At 50.0% G+C, this 17,214-nt stretch carries 18 protein-coding genes and 2 pseudogenes; 6 read left to right on the top strand and 14 right to left on the bottom strand.

Translation table 11 applies throughout. From position 1 onward, the window contains the following. Positions 1–10: 10 nt before the first annotated feature. Positions 11–946, top strand: a complete 936-nt coding sequence (gene ribF / locus CKO12_RS00540; protein WP_200152779.1) for a bifunctional riboflavin kinase/FAD synthetase — start codon at positions 11–13, stop codon at positions 944–946. A gap of 9 nt (positions 947–955) precedes the next feature. Here the strand turns inward: ribF and CKO12_RS00535 are convergent, their stop codons facing one another. From CKO12_RS00535 to CKO12_RS00525, 3 genes are all read right to left on the bottom strand, one after another. Then, entirely contained in the window at positions 956–1,771 is an 816-nt protein-coding gene (locus CKO12_RS00535) for a sirohydrochlorin chelatase (RefSeq protein ID WP_200152778.1), read from the bottom strand. A 4-nt stretch (positions 1,772–1,775) separates the two neighbouring features. Beyond that, positions 1,776–2,255: a YbaN family protein gene (locus CKO12_RS00530; RefSeq protein ID WP_200152777.1), complete on the bottom strand. Its 480-nt coding sequence runs from the start codon at positions 2,253–2,255 to the stop codon at positions 1,776–1,778. Between the two features lie 82 nt (positions 2,256–2,337). Next, a complete protein-coding gene (locus CKO12_RS00525; RefSeq protein ID WP_242466129.1) occupies positions 2,338–3,246 on the bottom strand; it encodes a diguanylate cyclase domain-containing protein in 909 nt (302 codons plus the stop codon). Positions 3,247–3,364: 118 nt separating this feature from the next. On the opposite strand from CKO12_RS00525, the gene CKO12_RS00520 reads away from it, so the two are divergent. The 3 genes from CKO12_RS00520 to CKO12_RS00510 all read left to right on the top strand — a co-directional run bounded on the left by CKO12_RS00520 (position 3,365) and on the right by CKO12_RS00510 (position 7,614). Next, entirely contained in the window at positions 3,365–4,459 is a 1,095-nt protein-coding gene (locus CKO12_RS00520) for an ABC transporter substrate-binding protein (protein WP_242466128.1), read from the top strand. Further along, positions 4,456–7,317 carry a hybrid sensor histidine kinase/response regulator gene (locus CKO12_RS00515; RefSeq protein WP_200152775.1) on the top strand — a complete coding sequence of 954 codons (2,862 nt, stop codon included), beginning with the start codon at positions 4,456–4,458 and terminating at the stop codon, positions 7,315–7,317. The genes CKO12_RS00520 and CKO12_RS00515 overlap by 4 nt, the downstream gene beginning before the upstream one ends. Positions 7,318–7,425: 108 nt before the next feature. After that, positions 7,426–7,614 carry a YgaP family membrane protein gene (locus tag CKO12_RS00510; protein WP_200152774.1) on the top strand — a complete coding sequence of 63 codons (189 nt, stop codon included), beginning with the start codon at positions 7,426–7,428 and terminating at the stop codon, positions 7,612–7,614. 66 nt (positions 7,615–7,680) lie between these two features. On the opposite strand, the pseudogene CKO12_RS00505 reads toward CKO12_RS00510, so the two are convergent. Then, positions 7,681–8,240 (bottom strand): annotated as a pseudogene (locus CKO12_RS00505) (TIGR00645 family protein). Positions 8,241–8,451: 211 nt separating this feature from the next. Here CKO12_RS00505 and CKO12_RS00500 point away from each other — a divergent pair. Further along, positions 8,452–10,089, top strand: a complete 1,638-nt coding sequence (locus CKO12_RS00500) for a tetrathionate reductase family octaheme c-type cytochrome (protein ID WP_200152773.1) — start codon at positions 8,452–8,454, stop codon at positions 10,087–10,089. Continuing rightward, complete coding sequence (locus tag CKO12_RS00495) at positions 10,089–10,742, top strand: cytochrome b/b6 domain-containing protein (protein ID WP_200152772.1); 654 nt, start codon at positions 10,089–10,091, stop codon at positions 10,740–10,742. The genes CKO12_RS00500 and CKO12_RS00495 overlap by 1 nt, the downstream gene beginning before the upstream one ends. An 86-nt stretch (positions 10,743–10,828) precedes the next feature. Here the strand turns inward: CKO12_RS00495 and ubiT are convergent, their stop codons facing one another. From ubiT to tssC, 10 genes and pseudogenes are all read right to left on the bottom strand, one after another. Then, on the bottom strand, positions 10,829–11,296 hold the full coding sequence (gene ubiT, locus CKO12_RS00490) for a ubiquinone anaerobic biosynthesis accessory factor UbiT (protein WP_200152771.1): 468 nt from the start codon (positions 11,294–11,296) through the stop codon (positions 10,829–10,831). A gap of 240 nt (positions 11,297–11,536) precedes the next feature. Further along, positions 11,537–11,947, bottom strand: a complete 411-nt coding sequence (locus CKO12_RS00485; protein WP_200152770.1) for a hypothetical protein — start codon at positions 11,945–11,947, stop codon at positions 11,537–11,539. Positions 11,948–12,096: 149 nt separating this feature from the next. Continuing rightward, a complete protein-coding gene (locus CKO12_RS00480; RefSeq protein ID WP_200152769.1) occupies positions 12,097–12,393 on the bottom strand; it encodes a TusE/DsrC/DsvC family sulfur relay protein in 297 nt (98 codons plus the stop codon). Between the two features lie 216 nt (positions 12,394–12,609). Beyond that, the gene (locus tag CKO12_RS00475) at positions 12,610–13,689 is read right to left on the bottom strand and encodes a cache domain-containing protein (RefSeq protein WP_200152768.1); all 1,080 of its coding nucleotides are present in this window, start codon (positions 13,687–13,689) and stop codon (positions 12,610–12,612) included. Positions 13,690–13,695: 6 nt separating this feature from the next. Next, positions 13,696–14,052: a cupin domain-containing protein gene (locus CKO12_RS00470; protein WP_200152767.1), complete on the bottom strand. Its 357-nt coding sequence runs from the start codon at positions 14,050–14,052 to the stop codon at positions 13,696–13,698. Positions 14,053–14,060: 8 nt separating this feature from the next. After that, positions 14,061–15,086 carry a type VI secretion system baseplate subunit TssG gene (gene tssG / locus CKO12_RS00465; RefSeq protein ID WP_200152766.1) on the bottom strand — a complete coding sequence of 342 codons (1,026 nt, stop codon included), beginning with the start codon at positions 15,084–15,086 and terminating at the stop codon, positions 14,061–14,063. Continuing rightward, positions 15,050–15,352, bottom strand: coding sequence for a type VI secretion system baseplate subunit TssF (locus CKO12_RS00460; RefSeq protein ID WP_200152765.1), 303 nt, complete (start codon positions 15,350–15,352; stop codon positions 15,050–15,052). Before CKO12_RS00460 ends, tssG begins: the two co-directional genes overlap by 37 nt. A gap of 6 nt (positions 15,353–15,358) precedes the next feature. After that, entirely contained in the window at positions 15,359–15,514 is a 156-nt protein-coding gene (locus CKO12_RS14795; protein WP_274599875.1) for a type VI secretion system baseplate subunit TssF, read from the bottom strand. 20 nt (positions 15,515–15,534) lie between these two features. Further along, a pseudogene (locus CKO12_RS15090) lies at positions 15,535–15,588 on the bottom strand (hypothetical protein); the annotation flags it as partial. 129 nt (positions 15,589–15,717) lie between these two features. Beyond that, positions 15,718–17,214, bottom strand: coding sequence for a type VI secretion system contractile sheath large subunit (gene tssC / locus CKO12_RS00450; RefSeq protein WP_200152764.1), 1,497 nt, complete (start codon positions 17,212–17,214; stop codon positions 15,718–15,720).

Raw genomic sequence — 17,214 nt, 5'->3', positions numbered from 1 at the left:
AAATAGAATTATGAGACTGATTCGAGGATTACATAATTTGCGCCCCGCCGATCACGGCTGCGTCGCCACCATCGGCAACTTTGACGGCGTGCATCTCGGCCATCGCGCCGTTTTCAAACGCTTACTGGCGCGGGGGCGCGACCTCGGTTTGCCCGCCACCGTCATCACGTTTGAACCGCAGCCGCTGGAGTTTTTTCGCCCCGCTGCCGCGCCAGCGCGTTTGACCCGCCTGCGCGAGAAGCTCGCGGCGATGCGTGACAACGGCATCGAGCGCGTCATGTTATTGGAATTTAACCCGAAATTGGCGGCGTTGGCGGCGGAGCAGTTCGTGCAGCGGTTGTTGATTGAAGGGTTGGGCGTGCGCTTTTTGCTGGTCGGCGATGATTTTCGCTTTGGGCACCAGCGCGGCGGCGATTACACGTTATTGCAGCAGATGGGCGCAGATGCCGGCTTTGCGGTGGATAATCTGCACACGATCACGCACAACAACGCTCGCATCAGCAGCACACGGGTGCGAGCGGCGCTGGCGCTGGGTGATTTGGCGCAAGCGCGGCATCTGTTGGGACGCCCGTATCGGTTTGAAGGGCGGGTGGGTTATGGCGAGCAACGCGGGCAGACGCTCGGTTTTCCTACTGCAAACATCAACTTACATCGTCAAGTCAGTCCGCTGCGCGGCGTGTACGCGGTGCGCGTGTACGGGCTGGGCGCGATGCCGCAGCTTGGCGTTGCCAACATCGGCACGCGCCCGACCGTCAGCGGACGCGATGACCGGCTGGAAGTGCATCTCTTTGATTTTAATGCCCAGATTTACGGGCGGCATCTGGCGGTGGAATGTTGCCACAAGCTGCGCGATGAGCAGCGATTTGACTCTCTCGCCGCTTTACAACAGCAAATTCAAGAGGATGCGGCGGCGGCACGAGAGTGGTTGCGCCAGCACGTTCGTTGATTGCCAACGTCACGCTGGCGCGGGAATTCGGCGTTGCAAGATGTCCACCAACAGCGGATGACTGCCAACCAGTGGCGTCATCACCACGCGCCAGCCGGGATGTTGCGCCGTCACGCGGGCGATGAGCGTCGCCAGATCGCCATTTGCCCCGGCGTGGCGACCGGCAGCCACAAATAACAGCGCCACAATCACCGGCGTGATCGCATCGACTGCCGCCTGTTGTTGCAGCCACTCTTCCAACAGCATCCCGTTGAAATCGTAAGCCGCACCAGCACGGCGCTCCATCACCGCCTGCGCCACCGTCATTCCCAACCGCTGCGCCAACTGGGTGCTGATCCACTGCCGCACCGCCGTCACCGCCGGCACTGGTGAACCGTGATCGACCAGCACCACTCGCGGCGTTAATGATCCCAGCGCGGCAGCGGCATCTGCCACCTGTGCCGCCATGATGTCCACCAATAGCGGCTCGCCTGCCGGCAGCGGACAGAGCGTCGGCGCGAGTTGCCAATGAAAATGACCACTGTCAGCGGCGACCTCCGCTGCCGTAGTCGGAATGAATTCGGTGAGCGCCCGACTCGCCCCAAAAAACAGCGGAATCAACACAAAATCACGTTGTCCAGCCGCGCACAATTGCCGCAGCGTCGGCGCAAGTGTGGCTGCCGCTTGCCCGTCCAATTGCGCCACCGGCACCTGATCGGAATGCAGCAGCGAGACGGGCAACACCGCTTCGCCGCAGCGGGCAGCGAGCTGCGTAGCGAGACGGCGCAGCATCACCGTTGATTCCGCCCGCCGTGAGCCGTTGTCGAGCAATAACAGAGTACGCATCGTTTTAGAGAGTAGGTGGCTGGCGCTTGCTGGGCGTCAAGGTCACGGTGACTGGCGCAGCAACGGGATGCGGGCGACGGGTGGGACGACTGACAATCCACACCGCGACGCTGCCGAGAATGGCGGCGACGATGGCGGCGCTGGTGGCGCTCGGTTGCACCAACCACCACCACAGCACATAACTACCCGCCATGCTGCTGACCGCCGCCGTTTTGCCGGTGCGACAAATTTCGCCGTGTTCTAAAAAGCTGCGGATAGACGCGCCCATGCTCGGATGCTCAACTAAAAAGCGCACCCGCTGCGGATTACTGCGCAGCCACAGCCACGCCGCGCCGATCCAAAATACGGTCGTCGGCATCAGCGGCACCACCATGCCGATGAATCCCAGCCCAAAACATAGCCATGCCAACAGGTTATAAATCCGGCGGCGCTGCGGGTGCAGGTCTGCTGGTGACTGCAATTGCGGGGGTAAATTGGCGGACATAAACGACATCCTCGGCGCACGGCGCAGCTTTCAAAACGAGATGATACAAGTATCACTGCGATCAAGCGGTTTAACAGTGCGGTCAGCAGGATTTAATGGTGGCGAGATTCACGCGATTGCGCCCGCCGTCTTTAGCCATAAACAGTTGAGAATCCGTATGTGCAATCAGATCAATTGCTGATGTATTGATGCTCGGCTGGCATAGCACCGCACCAATACTGACCGTGACATAAAATGCAGCAGATGAAGTGCAATGTGGAATCTGTAGCACTGCAACACTCAACCGCAATTGCTCGGCAAACGTCGCTAAACCGGAGTGATCAATACCGCTCAATAAACAAACAAATTCTTCGCCGCCGTAGCGAGCGATAAAATCACTGCCGCGCTGCATCTGTTTTGCCAATGCTTTAGCAACACGCTGCAGGCAATCATCACCGACGAGATGACCATAGGCATCGTTATATTGCTTGAAATAATCAATGTCGATCATCACTGCGGCGAGGCTGTCATTTGTACGACAAGCGCGTTTCCATTCCTGCACCAGCCGTTCATCAAAAGCGCGGCGATTGGGAATGCCAGTCAAGCCATCAAAATGCGAAAGCTGATTGAGAATGTCGTGCTGGCGCTTGAGTTCCAAATGCGTCCGCACGCGCATTCGCACGATTACTTCTTTAAACGGTTTAATAATATAATCCACCGCGCCCAGTTCCAACCCATGTACTTCTTCATCAACATCATTCAGCCCGGTAATAAAAATCACCGGAATGTCGCGAAATTGCGGATGCGCTTTCAGCGTCGTACAGACTTGATAACCATCCATTTCTGGCATCACGACATCAAGCAAAATCAAATCTGGTTCGCAGCTTTCAATCAAGCGAAGCGCCGATTGTCCGCTCGTTGCTGCGGACACCTGATGCCCTTCATTGACTACGATTCGGCTTAATATCCGCACATTATCGGGGACATCATCAACAATCAGTACGCGCATCATTTACCTCCATTTTAAAAAAAGTTATCCTATCTTTTAGTGTGCAGTTCTGGTTTTGATCGCGCTTTTCAATATACACTATAAAAATAATCTAATAAATACTTGACATCGGGCTAAGTGAATGAAAAAGAGTTTGTTATTGCTGACCATGTTGGCGTTATTGAGTATCAGCAGCGGATTGGCGTGGTTACAATTGCGTCCAGCGCCGCCAATTCAAGTCGGAATGATTGCATGGATCGCATCGGGAGCAGTCATCGGTTCCAGCGAAATCCATGAAAGCGATTTATTTGTGGAAGAACATCCGCATAGCCGCATTCGCGTGGTTCCGGTAGATGACGAATGGCAACCTGAACAAACGGCAGCGACTGTTCAAGCCGCGCTGGCGCGAGGCATTCGTTTTTTTGTCTCGACGCATCCGTCAAATTGTGCAGTGCAAAGTGCGCACCTGTTCGCCGATACGCAGGCAGTGCTGATTAACACCTCGTCAACCACGCCGGTGCTGACTGGGCGCGATGACGGGATTTTGCGCATCGTTCCTGATGTCATTCAAGAGCAACGCGCCATTGCGGATTATGTCAACACGCTGCCGGGCAAGCGGCTGTTGGTGTTGCAGGACACTGGCAATCTGGCTTATTCCGAGCCGGGGCTGAACGCCTTTACCGCTAAATTGAGCACCGTTAACCACTGGCAGCTTGAGCATCACGCCATGTTGATGTCGGCATTTAATCCCGAACAAGAGCGCCAGCTAATGGCGCAACCCTTTGATGCGCTTTATATTCTTGGCGGCAGTTTTCAAAGCGACATCGGCAACATCGCCCAGCTTTTTCATTATTTCCACCCAGACGCGCCGATTGTGCTCACACCTTGGGCGCGTTCTCCCGCCATTCTGGAAACCGCTGGCGACGCCATTGACCACATCATTTTGGCAAGCACCTATCCGCCGCGTGAAGTAAACACGGAAATTGATCACTACTTCAATCGCTTCGCCGCTCGCTTTGGCTATAAACCGCACGCGATGACGATTGAAGTGCGGCAGGCGCTGGAGCTGCTCGATCAAGCATTTGCGCTGGGATACGACACGCCGGAAACCGTCAAACGCTATTTGCTGTCCACACCAACGCATCACACGAGTTTGGGTTCGATTAGTTTTGACCGCTTTGGCGATGTGACGCGACCCTATTATTTCATTCGAGATTTACGGAACGAATTGAAATGACACTGCCGCACCGCCTCTCCTTTGGACGCTACAACCTGCTGCTAGAAGCAGTGGCGTTGCTACTGACTTCGATCATTTTGTTTCTCGCCGTGTGGTTCACTTTGACCAAATTGAACCAGAAATATCTGGATTTGCGGTTGGCCGAAGCCACAAGAGTGCATCTGTTTTTGAAACAACACCTTAACGACTCACAGGCGGCGCTGGCATCTTTCATCAAACTGCCGGATGCGGAACGCACGCCAAAGGTGATTGCACTGTTTTCTACTTTTTCAGAGATTTATCGGATAGATCAAGACCTGCGCATTGCCCAAATTTACAAAGCCGGTTCACAGATTAGAACCTTTGTCGGCTTTTCTTTTGCGACTAGCAAACTGAGTCGCTATCTCGCAGCTAACGGCGAACGCGGCAATTTTTCTGAAATCATGCGCGGGTACGAAGATGATTTGCCAAGCATTTATCTCAACATTGCGGCAGGCGATCATCTGTATCTCGGACGCCTTAATCTCGATTATGTCCAGAACTTTCTGACGCAATTTTCCGGTTACTCCGGCACTCCGGTGCTGCTCGTCGCGCAAGACGGGTTTGTGATGCTCGCCAGCGATCCCACGCTGCGCATTCTCGCCCTTGATCTCAAACACTGGACACAACCGCCCTCGCCGTATCGAACCTTGACTGCGGGTGGACGGCACTGGATTCCCGTGATTTCTGCACCCGGTGCGCTGGGAGCGCGGATCGTGACTCTGATTCCCACCGAAGTGCTCGACACCCAGCGCAATGCACTGCTGATCTTTTTGGTCACGTTTATCGGCGTGTCATTGTTGGTGCGGGTGTTCAAAAACATGCACTTAAATCGCCTGTTTACGCGCCCCATCGCCACTTTTGCCGCCAAGATGCGTGATTTAGAGCGCGGCAACGCCATCGGCGACAGCGTCAACATCAACTATCGTTTCAAAGAGTTGGCGGATATTGATGTTCATTTTCGCGCCATGGCTGCCGCCATCGCCCAGCGCGAACAATCCCTGCGCGAGAGCGAGCAGAAATATCGCGTTCTGACCGAGAACATCAAAGACGTGGTGTGGACACTCGATGTCGCAACCATGCGTTTTCTGTATGTCAGTCCGGCAGTTGAGGCGCTGCGCGGTTTCACAGCGGATGACATTATGGCCGCGCCGGTGGATGCAGCACTGATGCCGGAAATGGGCGAACAATTGAAGGCGCTCGTCCGCCAACGGGCAGCGGCGCTGCTTGTTGGGAAAATGCCTGCCGAGCATTTTTATTGCGATGAGATCGAGCAGCCGCGCAAAGATGGGACGACCGTCTGGACGGAAGTCGTCACCAGTTATTGGCATAACGTGCCGCTGGATCGGGTGGAATTGCACGGCGTGACCCGCGATATCCGCGAGCGGAAACGGGCGGAGCTGGCGCTGATTGTGGCGAAACAGCAGGCGGAAGCAGCCAACTGTGCCAAGTCGATGTTTCTCGCCAATATGAGCCACGAGATTCGCACGCCGCTGAATGCGATTTTGGGTTTTGCGCAGGTGCTGGCGCGGGATGCCAGCTTTAGCACGGCGCAGCGCAAACAGTTGCGCACCATTTTGCGTAGCGGCGAACACCTGTTGACGCTGATTGATGACATTCTCGACATGGCGAAAATCGAAGCTGGGCGCGTACAGTTGCACAATGCGCCGTTCGATGTAATTGGCTTGATGACGGAAATTGAAAGCCTGTTTCAACCCCGCGCCCGCGAGCAGCGATTGCGCTTGAGCGTGGAGACGGCGGGATTGCCGCCGCAGGTGCTCGGCGATGCGCTGCGGCTGCGGCAGGTGCTGATCAATTTGGTTAATAACGCAGTCAAATTCACCCCCGCCGGTCAGGTGATGGTGCGGGTTGAGGCGGTGGCGGCGGGGATTCAGTTCAGCGTTCACGATACTGGAATTGGGATTGCGTCGAATGAGCTGGCGCGGATTTTTGATCCTTTTACGCAGACCGAAAGCGGTCGCCGGGTGCAGGGTGGTACCGGGCTGGGTTTGGCGTTGAGCCAACAATTGGTGCGGCTGATGGGTGGACAGTTGCGGGTTGAGAGTGTGCCGGACGTGGGGAGCTGTTTTGCGTTTGTGTTACCGCTGGCGGCAGTCACTGCGCCGGAAGTGGCAGTGATGATGCCCATTCGTCCCGTGATCGGGCTGATGCCGGGGCAGCCGAAGTGCCGCGTGCTGATCGTCGATGATCTCGCCGATAACCGTGAACCGCTGCGGGCGCTGCTGGAGTCGTTGAATCCGCAGCCGCCGGTGCTGGAGTTCCGCGAGGCGAGCAACGGACAGGAAGCGATTGATCTGTGGGAAGAATGGCAGCCGCAGGTGATTTTAATGGATATGCGGATGCCGGTGCTGTCGGGCGAGGAAGCGACCCGCGACATCAAACTGCGCATGGCGGCACGTCCTGACACGGTGCGCTCGGTGGTGGTGGCGCTGACCGCTAGCGCCTTTGAAGATGATCGTCAGCACATGCTTGCCTGCGGCTGCGATGAATTTGCCCGCAAACCATTTCGTGCTGAGGAATTGTTTGGCATTTTGGAACGGCTTGCCGCGCTGCGGTTTATTTACGCTGAATATGCGCCGCCAGTGCCGGTGTTATTGGCAGCGGATGTGGTGCAGGAGCGGTTGCATCATTGTGCTGGCACATGGCGCAGCGCCTTAAAGCAGGCGGTTGATTTGGGAGATTTCGAGCAGATTAACGCGCTCATCAAGACGCTCGCAGACCGTGATGCGGCGCTGTATGCGACGTTGGCGCATTGGACGGATCAGTATGATTTGGATGCACTGCTGGCGCTGTGGACAACAGAGAACACATCGCAGTGATGCACAAATGTCAGGGAGTTGAGCGCCAGATTCGCGTACACTTCGGACACACGGTTTGCAGCCGTGTTCGCAATCACTGTTACTTCACTCTAAATGGGATTAAAACGAATGAATATGCCTAAAAATATCGGTGAAATGGATCGGAATGTGCGTTTTGGTGCGGGCATCGCAGTGATTTTATTCGGTCTGATCGATCACAACCTGATTGGTTTGGTCGGATTGGTGTTGATTGGCACTGCGTATTTGCGCACCTGTCCTGCTTATACGTTGGTGAATATGGACACCAATAAAAAATAAGCATTGCGTACAGTGAGATTAAAAAACGCCGCATTAAGCGGCGTTTTTTTATGTCGCTGCGATTCGTTAATGCGAATGCGGCGGACGTTGCGCTGTTGCAATAGTGGGAGCCACATTGTGATCGGGACTGCGGTGGGATGAAAACGCAATGCGATCTAAAATGCCCATCAAAACTGCCGAGACCACAAAGGTTAAATGAATGATGACATACCACATCAGTTTATCATTCGGCACATTGACGACATTCACAAATTCCTGCAACAAATGAATGGAAGAAATCGCCACGATGGATGCCGCCACCTTCAATTTTAAGGTGCTGGAATCAAGTTTTCCCAACCAATCCAATTGATCGTCACCCTCGCGCACGTCGATCCGAGAAACGAAATTTTCATACCCAGAAAACATCACCATCACGACCAAACTGGCAACCAATGATAAATCAATAAGCGCCAAGACGATCAGCACCATATCCGACTCACTCATGGTGAGGATATGCGTGAGCAAGTGATAGACTTCATAAAAAACTTGATTCCTATCGCCATTAAGGTAAACGATAATCCCAAATAAATCGGCGCTAATAACCAGCGGCTGGCATACAACAGGCGTTCGGTAATTTGTTCAAGCACGTGATGTCTCCAATTTCTAAGTATTCAGTGATATTTTCAAACTGTGCTAAGTGTCCGAATCAAGCTGCATCGCGTCAAGTGATCTTTGCACTTGTCATTCCGCATCGCGCTTGCCGCACGTCATGGAAACTGTGACGAACTTCTCGCAGGATGCTGCTGCACATCTGCGTGTTTCATCGCTAGGTTATAGCAGCACAATTTGGAGGGCGTTATGCGACCGCTTGGAAAAATTCTTTTATTATTGATGGGGTTATGTATTCACTCGGCACTGATGGCAACGGATAATTGGCCGACTCCACCGGCAACGGTGCAGCCTGCGCCAGTGCAAATTTCCGGTCCGCTCACGGGCGGCACTGCCGATCACACGAAATTTGAGGTCTTGAAAAAGCCCTTTGCTTCTGGACCAGAAGTGACCAAAGCCTGCCTCAGTTGCCATACAGAAACTGGCAAGCATTTTATGAAAAACATCCATTGGACTTGGGAATGGCGCAATCCCGACACTGGACAAATGCTCGGCAAAAAACATCTCATCAATAACTTTTGTACGAATGCGCGGGGCAATGAAGGCATGTGCGCTCAATGCCATGCTGGATATGGTTGGAAAGATGAAAATTTTGATTTCAAAGATGAAACCAACATTGATTGTTTAGTCTGTCACGATACGACTGGCACCTATTATAAAACGCCAAACAGCGCCGGCAGTCCCGCCTGTTCTGTGATGTTTGAAGGCAAGCCAGCAATTGATTTATCACTGGTTGCACAGAGTGTTGATTTGCCACAACGTGCCAATTGCGGTGCCTGTCATTTTAATGGCGGTGGTGGCGATAATGTAAAACATGGCGATTTATCTTCCGCATTAAAAAATCCACCGCGTCAATTAGATGTACACATGGGTATTGATGGTTTGAATTTCGCTTGCACTGCCTGTCATGTCACCAAACAACACGTTTGGGCGGGCAGTCGGTATCGCATGGATGCGAAAGACCATAAAGGCGCAGGAAAACCGGGACAACGCCGCGATGTAGCAACTTGTGAATCCTGTCATGGCTTAAAACCGCATCCGGTTGATTCACTTGCTGCATTCAAACGCAATGACCATATTTCCAGCGTTGCATGTCAAACCTGCCATATTCCTGAATTCGCACGCGGTGGCGTCGCGACCATGACCGATTGGGATTGGCGCACCGCTGGTCGCACCCGTAATGGTGAAGGCTATCATGAGCATGGATATACGCAAGGCAATGGTGAACATCGCTATACCTACAAATCCATTAAAGGCACTTTCGTTTATGCTGAGAATTTAGTGCCGCTATATCGCTGGTTTAATGGGCAAATGAACTACACCACCATTGATACCAAGTTTGATGTCACTAAACCAGTTGCCGTGAATGATTTTAATGGCTCGCGTGATGACGGACATTCGCGCATTTGGCCATTCAAACAGATGCGGACGTGGTTGCCGGCTGATATTGGTAATGGCACCTTGGTTTATGCCCATTTATGGGGTGAAGACAGCGATTCTTATTGGGGCAATTATGATATGGGGAAAGCCATTGCGCATGGCATGAAAGAATTTGGGCTACCTTATTCTGGTCAATATGGTTTTGTAGAAACGCTTTCCTATTGGCCCATTACCCACATGGTTGCACCAAAAGAAGACTCTCTTTCTTGCGAAAGTTGTCACGCAAAAGATGGACGTTTACAAGGAGTTGAAGGATTGTACTTGCCGGGACGTGATAGCAATCAATGGGTAGATTTAATTGGAGTCTTGGCGGTATTGGGCACTCTCATTGGCATCATTAGCCATGCCTTAATTCGCCTGTTTTCCTCAAGAGGAGCACAACACTAATGGCTATTCGGCGCGTTAAAATTTTCACGCTGTTTGAACGATTCTGGCACTGGTCACAGATGCTGTTAATTGTCTTGTTGATGATTACCGGATTTGGCATTCATGGCTTTCATCATCTCCTAGATTTTGAAATCGCCGTCACCTTACATACCCTTGCCGCCTTTGCTTTGTTATTGCTGTGGGCATTCAGTATTTTCTGGCTGTTCACTACTCGTCACTGGCGACATTTTATCCCTACGGTTAAAGGAATGTGGGGCGTGTTGCGCTTTTACATTCTCGGCATCTTTAAGGGCGAACATCACCCTTATCGCAAAGCATTTTGGCGTAAACACAATCCACTGCAAGCCCTGACGTATTTAATGCTTAAAATCGTGCTCTTTCCCTTAATTTGGGGATCGGGCTTGATTTATCTATTCTACTTTGTCTGGCGGGATTTACCCCATGCGACGCTATGGTTAGATGGAGTAGCATTAGTACACACCGGAGCGGCATTTACCATTCTGATGTTTGTGATGATTCATGTGTATATGCTCACCACAGGTCATTCATTCAAATCGCATGTGATGCCCATGATTAACGGTTTTGATGAAGTAGATTTAACTCCAGAAGAAGAAGCCTATTTGCAAAACGATGAACCGGAGAATATCCGCTAAATCGCGTTTTGCATCAATTAAAAAGCCGCTGCTTATGTCCTATAAGCAGCGGTTTTTTTTAATTAACACAGCAGAATAAAAGACAGTTATTTAGCGCCCGGGAACCGTAAACTTGCCACCCGCTCTAATGCCTGCGTTAATGGCAACCACCGCGCTGGTGGTTCAAACGCATCAAAAAAGTTTTTCAAATACAATCCCAATTCAGTATCACCAGACATGCGCAACCGCCGCTGAAAAAAGAGCGTATCTGCGTCTTCACGCCGCGCTGCTAATAATAAAAACTCCCGCACTCCGCCTGCAATCGTCGCATCTGCTGGCGCTTCATTGCCATGACCTTGAATGCGTCCATTCGTCAAACCCAATAAATAACGCACTCCAAGATCATCAATTTCAATTGCAACCTGCCGTCCCTGTAAAAAATCCAGATCACCTTCTAAAATGGCATCTTTCATTACTTGATTAAGAATGGCGGCCAACGCACGACTGTGCATGACACTCGGCACCAATCGGAGTGGCAAGGTAAACGGATATAACAGTTGTTGCGGGGTAAGCATTGATGATCTCGCGTGATATGTCATAGGATGGCGGTGGATTTTCCACACTCTTGCCAAATAAGACAAGCAGATTGCCACAGTATTGGCAGAAAAATCACTTCCGACTACATGCAGCACCGTATTAACGGTGCGGATTTAACTGAAATTTTGTGAAGCACAGTGCTTAAAAAATGGCGCAGACTTTTAATAGTAGTGCGTATTTTAATTGTGAAATGTTGTACAAAAAAGGTTAATCAACAGTCACTTCCAAGGTAAGCCGCCGTCAATTTCTCCATGCGCAAAAAACGTGCGACAACGTGAACACAAGTACAGCACCGGTGCGCCCATGTGTGGCGTTTTGAGTTGTTGCGACGCCCGACCGCAGCGTGGGCAAGCGTGAATACGCCGATGTAACCAATACGCCATTCCAATAATAGGCATCACAATCCACAGTAACCACTGCTGTAAACCGACCGCAGCTAATAATGGAATTCCAAAAACGGTGCTAAAAAGCACTAGCGCCAACCACAGATGAAAGCGGCGACGGGCAATCGCAGAAAAGGGGCGTTCGCGGTATTCAATACCGGCACTTTTTGCTATTTTTCCATCTTGCGAAAATAGGAAATCGCGGTAATGATAGCCTTGACGCTGATTAGTAAAGAATACTGGCAAAAGCCGCTCTTTAATTATAGTTAAAATACTGCGTATTTAATGGTTATTGTCAGCGGTTACTCTGACAACCCAGCGTATTCAATTAAAAATATCCCGGCATGAAGAGAAAGCTATTCTGCCGCACCGGGATTAAAATCTGCCTAACCGAATTACACGCACCCAGTGGGTTTTGGTAATCCGCCCCACTTACAAATGAGCTTCATCGGTCCTTTTTTGAAAATGTCATACAGGTCTTTGGTTGATACCTTTTGCTTTTTTGCAAAGATACGAATTGGTGGCACCACGCCATCTTCTTCATACATCGCCCGCGCTTCACGAATGAATGTCATCACCTGTTCTGTCATCTCAAAATCATCGCTGCGTACCAGTTCTATAGCGATCTCTTCACTCCAATCGTCGCGGTTCAATAAAAAGCCTTCGTTATCAAGCGGAACACTGATTGCCATCCGTTTATCCTCATGTTGTTAATCACATCAACCCATCTTTTACGATTATGGAGATGGTGACAACCGCGCATAAATCAATAGCGCGGCTCTGCTTTTTATCTGCATCACTGCTCTACCGCACTTTAGCCAGCATTGTATAGCAATGGTGTCATGTGGTCATTTTACAAGGGAGGCAATCCATCATCAGAGTGCGTTAGCGATACACTCGCAGCGTGACTAGGATTTGCGCGTAATGGTGCGAAATGTAAAAAACAGTAAAATTTCAATCACTATCAATACAGCGACAGCGTAAAAGATATTGGTGTATAAGTCTTGTTTTAATTGTTTAATGTCATTGGTAACATCATACCAACTCAAAATGACGCCTACTGGCGCTCTTTTCAGATCATTTTGACCGCGATAATCGCGTAATGGAAACGCTGCCAAAGCAATATCGCTTTGATCAATATGACACCAACTCACGCTAAAATGATGCACAATTGCTTGTACGCACGCATCATTTAAGAGTGTATGCGTTCTTTGATGTAAACTCGCTTCTACTAAATAGCCATCAATTGCCGGATTATTAGCAACATAATTTGTGAGATGGTGCGGCCACATGGTTTCACGAAGATGATCAAGCGTTAATAACACTGCAAAATGCGCCAGACTAGATTTTTCAACTAGCGTCAATAAGGATTGATAAGAAGTGCCCGCTTCTAATACACCAATTTGTAATACTTTTTCGGTTGCAGCCGGATCACTCATTTTTACCGGCACTACACCACGAATACCACACAGTGCCCGCCCACATTCAAAACCAAGCGTTGGTTTTTCTAAACGCAGTGCATCTTGAATCGTAAAGCGGACATCAGCAAGATCATCGCCAAATTCATCTGGCTGTTCCACGCGCAAAAATGAAGTAGCGGCAGTACCGAATTGGAAATGCAGTTGACGGGTATCATATAGCCGTTGCAATTCTTCCCAAGGATTAGATACCAGCATTAACAATTTACAACGTGCTAATTGCGCCTGCATTCCACCACCGCCACCACCCTCTGCTATCACTGCTTGACGACCTGCATAAAAGGTCTGTTGTATTTCAGGAACTGAAGCAATATATGCAGCCGTTTGTTGCATTCGCAATGCAGTATCTTCTAACGTCGCTTCAAATAATCTGCCAAGATATTGCGATTTTTCTTCTAAAAACGATTGAAAGCGACTCCGTTCTGCTTGATAGTTTATCCAAACAAAAATCCCGTTACTGCTAATAACAAAGAGACTAACAACTAAAAATAAACTGGTGCGACTGGTCATGCTTCATCATTCATTGGATAAAAAACTGGTATTGGTAGCGTGAATATGCACGGCTAACCACAAGCAAGGCGGCGTCGTTGATGTCGATAAAACGCGATGCGGAGTGTGGGCAGGAATGAAATAATAATCGCCAGCGGTCAATGTCACTTCAGCGCCAGCTAACCATAATTGCGCCGTGCCCTGTAGTAAACAAACCCATTCATCCTGCGCTTGGTCGTATAACTGTGATTCTGGAGTATCGCTGCTAATGATGCGTTCAATGCGCACACAAGAGTGATGCAATAGCGTTGTAAATAGTTCACCTGTTTCTGGAATAAGCAGTTGCGTAAACAGGTTGCCGGCAAGGTGGTGGTCTGCATTCATGGCGTTGCTTACCAATGCAGCGGTTGCAATTGTAAATCCGCCGGATCATGTGCGGGAGTGCGACTGGTGAGCCAAGTTGTCCAGCCTAATTGACTTTGAATTCCCAGTTGCAGCGGTGGCGTTTCTTCTCGTTGTAAAATCAATTGAATATCCCAATCCAATTCATCGCCTAAATAATTGCGCACAATGGCAATCACTCGCGGCAAACTATCGCCACCCGGCAATAACCGCTGATATTCAACGCGCTTGAGCGGACCGATATGAATGCGAAATTTATATTGGCGATCCCAAATGCGTGAGCCAACAATGGTGCTGCATCCCAAACTGCCAGTATCGGGTGAAATGCCGAGTTGCCATTGTGATTCGCGTGGCAATGGTAGCCAATGTCCAACGAATTCTTCAATGCGAATTGGCAATTGCAAAAAGTCAGTTAAAATTGCAACCAATCCTTCGGGATGACGGGTTTGGGCAGCGAAACGTCCGGCGTAATGACGTTTGGCTAAATCCGGCAGCGCGTCGCGCTCGCAATACGTTGGCATTCCTTGCCCGAATAATGCGCCAAGATAAATACTAAAGCGGTCGGTTTCGGGGCGATCAAAATTGACAGTTGGGCGCGAATTCGCCCAAGCGCGATAAAATAACGTTAAAATGCGATGATGAAAAACATCAGCAAAATGAACAAAAGTGGCATCATTTGAATTGCGTTGGCGGTCGCGGGCATATTCACTTAAATGCAGCGGCAACGGGCCATTGGGGCCGAATAAACCGAGAAAATAAACCGCCATCCGAGCGGGATGTGTGTCATTTTCTAATTGAAAAGATGCCAGCGTGGAAGGTGCAAAACTCAATGAGGGTTGCTGCGTTAGCCGCAGCGCTTCTTGCGCCGGGCGCGTGGTTTGTCCGAGCCGAGGTTGCTGGCGATATGCACATTCCAATTGCCGCAGCACCTGCAAAAAATCAAACCGATGCGGTGCGTCGTGCAGCGTCCGCAGCAGCGTTAACAGGTGTGACGGCGTCCGATCCGCGCTGGCCATCGCATCACCTCGCCGTGATCTGGGGTTGTGACGATGGTCTCGGTGAACGAGTTGACCGAGACATATTTGGCGAAAAATTGCTCCAGCACTGCGCCGAGCAGAAAGACGCCGCTGCCTTCAAATGCCGCTGGATCAAGCAGTAACGTGATTTGCAGACCTCGCGCAAAGCAAATCCCCCGCCCCTTTTTCAAAGGGGGAAACAGATTGATTGCCGTCGTGCAATGCAGCGCGAAATAGCTGGCATCAAACGCATTTTCTTCAAACACGCCGCCTTAATCCAGTAAAACGATCACATCTAATTCCGTCGTCGTACAGCGCCGCACTGCGTCCGCCAGCCCGGTGAAATCAATAAACAAATAACGCTCTGGAAAGGCGAAGTATTCCTGCAACAGCCGATAACCTTGAAACGACTGCGACCCCAAGACCAAGCAAGAACATCAATCTCATTTTTGTGTGTTTTATCTTGAGCCTCACCAGTGATGCCCGTGATCTTGATAAACATGTCAACAGCCATTGCTTCACTGCTCATTTCAGTTGATTAATAAAATCACACACTTTCGTATCATAAGTGCGCCAATCGCCATACCGACATACCGCCATCGTATCGAATAAATCGATGATGGAATTTCACTTAACCTCCTTTCGCCGACGGTAACTTTGAAACCAAACGCAATGAAACAGTTAATCCTTCAAGCTGATAGTGTGGACGCAAGAAAAACTTAGATGTGTAATAACCAGGATTACCTTCTACTTCTTCCACTATAACTTCAGCGGCAGCCAACGGACGCTTGGCTTTAGTAATTTCACCCGAGTGCACTGGATCGCCATCAACGTAATTCAAAATCCAATCGTTGAGCCAACGCTGCATATCGTCGCGTTCTTTGAATGAACCAATCTTATCGCGGACGATACATTTCAAATAATGCGCAAACCGGCAAGTCGCAAATAAATATGGCAATCGCGCTGCGAGATTCGCATTTGCAGTTGCGTCTGGATCATCGTATTCAAACGGTTTTTGCAATGATTGTGCCCCGATGAATGCGGTAAAATCCGAGTTCTTTTTATGAATCAGCGACATGAATCCACTTTTAGCTAATTCAGCTTCGCGCCGGTCGCTAATTGCAATTTCGGTCGGGCATTTCATATCAACCCCGCCGTCATCAGTCGGAAAAGTGTGCGTTGGCAAACCTTCTACTGCGCCGCCGGATTCAATTCCGTAAATTCGCGAACACCAGCCGTACAATTTGAATGAGCGATTGATATTGGTCGCCATTGCATACGCAGAATTGGCCCAACTGTATTTGTTATGATTAGCACCGTCGGTATCTTCTTCAAAATCGAATTCATCAACCGGATTCGTTTTTACGCCATAGGGCAAACGAGCGAGAAAGCGCGGCATCGTCAAACCAATATAACGCGCATCATCGGATTCACGCAGCGAACGCCAGGCTGCGTATTCTGGCGTTTGGAAAATCTTAGTTAAATCACGCGGATTCGTCAATTCACTCCAAGAATCCATTTGCATCACACTGGGATCGGTGCCAGCAATAAATGGCGCGTGCATTGCTGCACACACTTTTGAAATCTCGCTGAGGAATTCAACATCCGGCGGATTGTGATCAAAATGATAATCGCCGATTAAACAACCGAAGGGTTCACCACCAAATTGCCCGTATTCTTCTTCATACATCCGCTTAAATAACGGGCTTTGATCCCACGCCGTGCCCTTGAATTTCTTCAAGGTTTTATGCACTTCTTTCTTAGAAATGTTCATCACCCGAATCTTGAGCATTTCATCGGTCTCAGTATTATTGACCATGTAATGCAGACCGCGCCATGCTCCTTCCAATTGTTGAAATTCAGGGTGATGCAGAATTAAATTCACCTGTTCACTCAGTTTTTTATCAATCTCAGCAATCATTGAACTGATGGTATTGACAACATTAGCAGATGTCGTCACCGAACCAGCAAGCGCCTGTTCCGCTAAGGTTTTTATTGCCTCAGTGATTGCTTCTTTTGCCCGTTCTGATTTCGGACGAAATTCCTTTTCTAATAGCGCACTGAAATCATTAGGCTCAAAAATCGTTGCGCCCACTTGAGTTTGTTTTTGAAATTCAGAGTCAGCCAC

Source organism: Chromatium okenii (genome assembly GCF_016583745.1).
Taxonomy (GTDB): domain Bacteria; phylum Pseudomonadota; class Gammaproteobacteria; order Chromatiales; family Chromatiaceae; genus Chromatium; species Chromatium okenii.
This window is presented reverse-complemented; position numbering and strand designations above follow the sequence as displayed.

What these genes read in the sequence shown, in the direction of transcription:
- ubiT (WP_200152771.1), bottom strand. Translation starts at nt 11,296, where the DNA reads ATGCTTACCCCGCAACAACTGTTATATCCGTTTACCTTGCCACTCCGA.
- CKO12_RS00520 (WP_242466128.1), top strand. Translation starts at nt 3,365, where the DNA reads ATGAAAAAGAGTTTGTTATTGCTGACCATGTTGGCGTTATTGAGTATC.
- CKO12_RS00495 (WP_200152772.1), top strand. Translation starts at nt 10,089, where the DNA reads ATGGCTATTCGGCGCGTTAAAATTTTCACGCTGTTTGAACGATTCTGG.
- ribF (WP_200152779.1), top strand. Translation starts at nt 11, where the DNA reads ATGAGACTGATTCGAGGATTACATAATTTGCGCCCCGCCGATCACGGC.
- CKO12_RS00470 (WP_200152767.1), bottom strand. Translation starts at nt 14,052, where the DNA reads ATGAATGCAGACCACCACCTTGCCGGCAACCTGTTTACGCAACTGCTT.
- CKO12_RS00480 (WP_200152769.1), bottom strand. Translation starts at nt 12,393, where the DNA reads ATGGCAATCAGTGTTCCGCTTGATAACGAAGGCTTTTTATTGAACCGC.
- CKO12_RS00510 (WP_200152774.1), top strand. Translation starts at nt 7,426, where the DNA reads ATGAATATGCCTAAAAATATCGGTGAAATGGATCGGAATGTGCGTTTT.
- CKO12_RS00500 (WP_200152773.1), top strand. Translation starts at nt 8,452, where the DNA reads ATGCGACCGCTTGGAAAAATTCTTTTATTATTGATGGGGTTATGTATT.
- CKO12_RS00530 (WP_200152777.1), bottom strand. Translation starts at nt 2,255, where the DNA reads ATGTCCGCCAATTTACCCCCGCAATTGCAGTCACCAGCAGACCTGCAC.
- CKO12_RS00535 (WP_200152778.1), bottom strand. Translation starts at nt 1,771, where the DNA reads ATGCGTACTCTGTTATTGCTCGACAACGGCTCACGGCGGGCGGAATCA.
- CKO12_RS00515 (WP_200152775.1), top strand. Translation starts at nt 4,456, where the DNA reads ATGACACTGCCGCACCGCCTCTCCTTTGGACGCTACAACCTGCTGCTA.
- tssG (WP_200152766.1), bottom strand. Translation starts at nt 15,086, where the DNA reads ATGGCCAGCGCGGATCGGACGCCGTCACACCTGTTAACGCTGCTGCGG.
- CKO12_RS00475 (WP_200152768.1), bottom strand. Translation starts at nt 13,689, where the DNA reads ATGACCAGTCGCACCAGTTTATTTTTAGTTGTTAGTCTCTTTGTTATT.
- CKO12_RS00525 (WP_242466129.1), bottom strand. Translation starts at nt 3,246, where the DNA reads ATGATGCGCGTACTGATTGTTGATGATGTCCCCGATAATGTGCGGATA.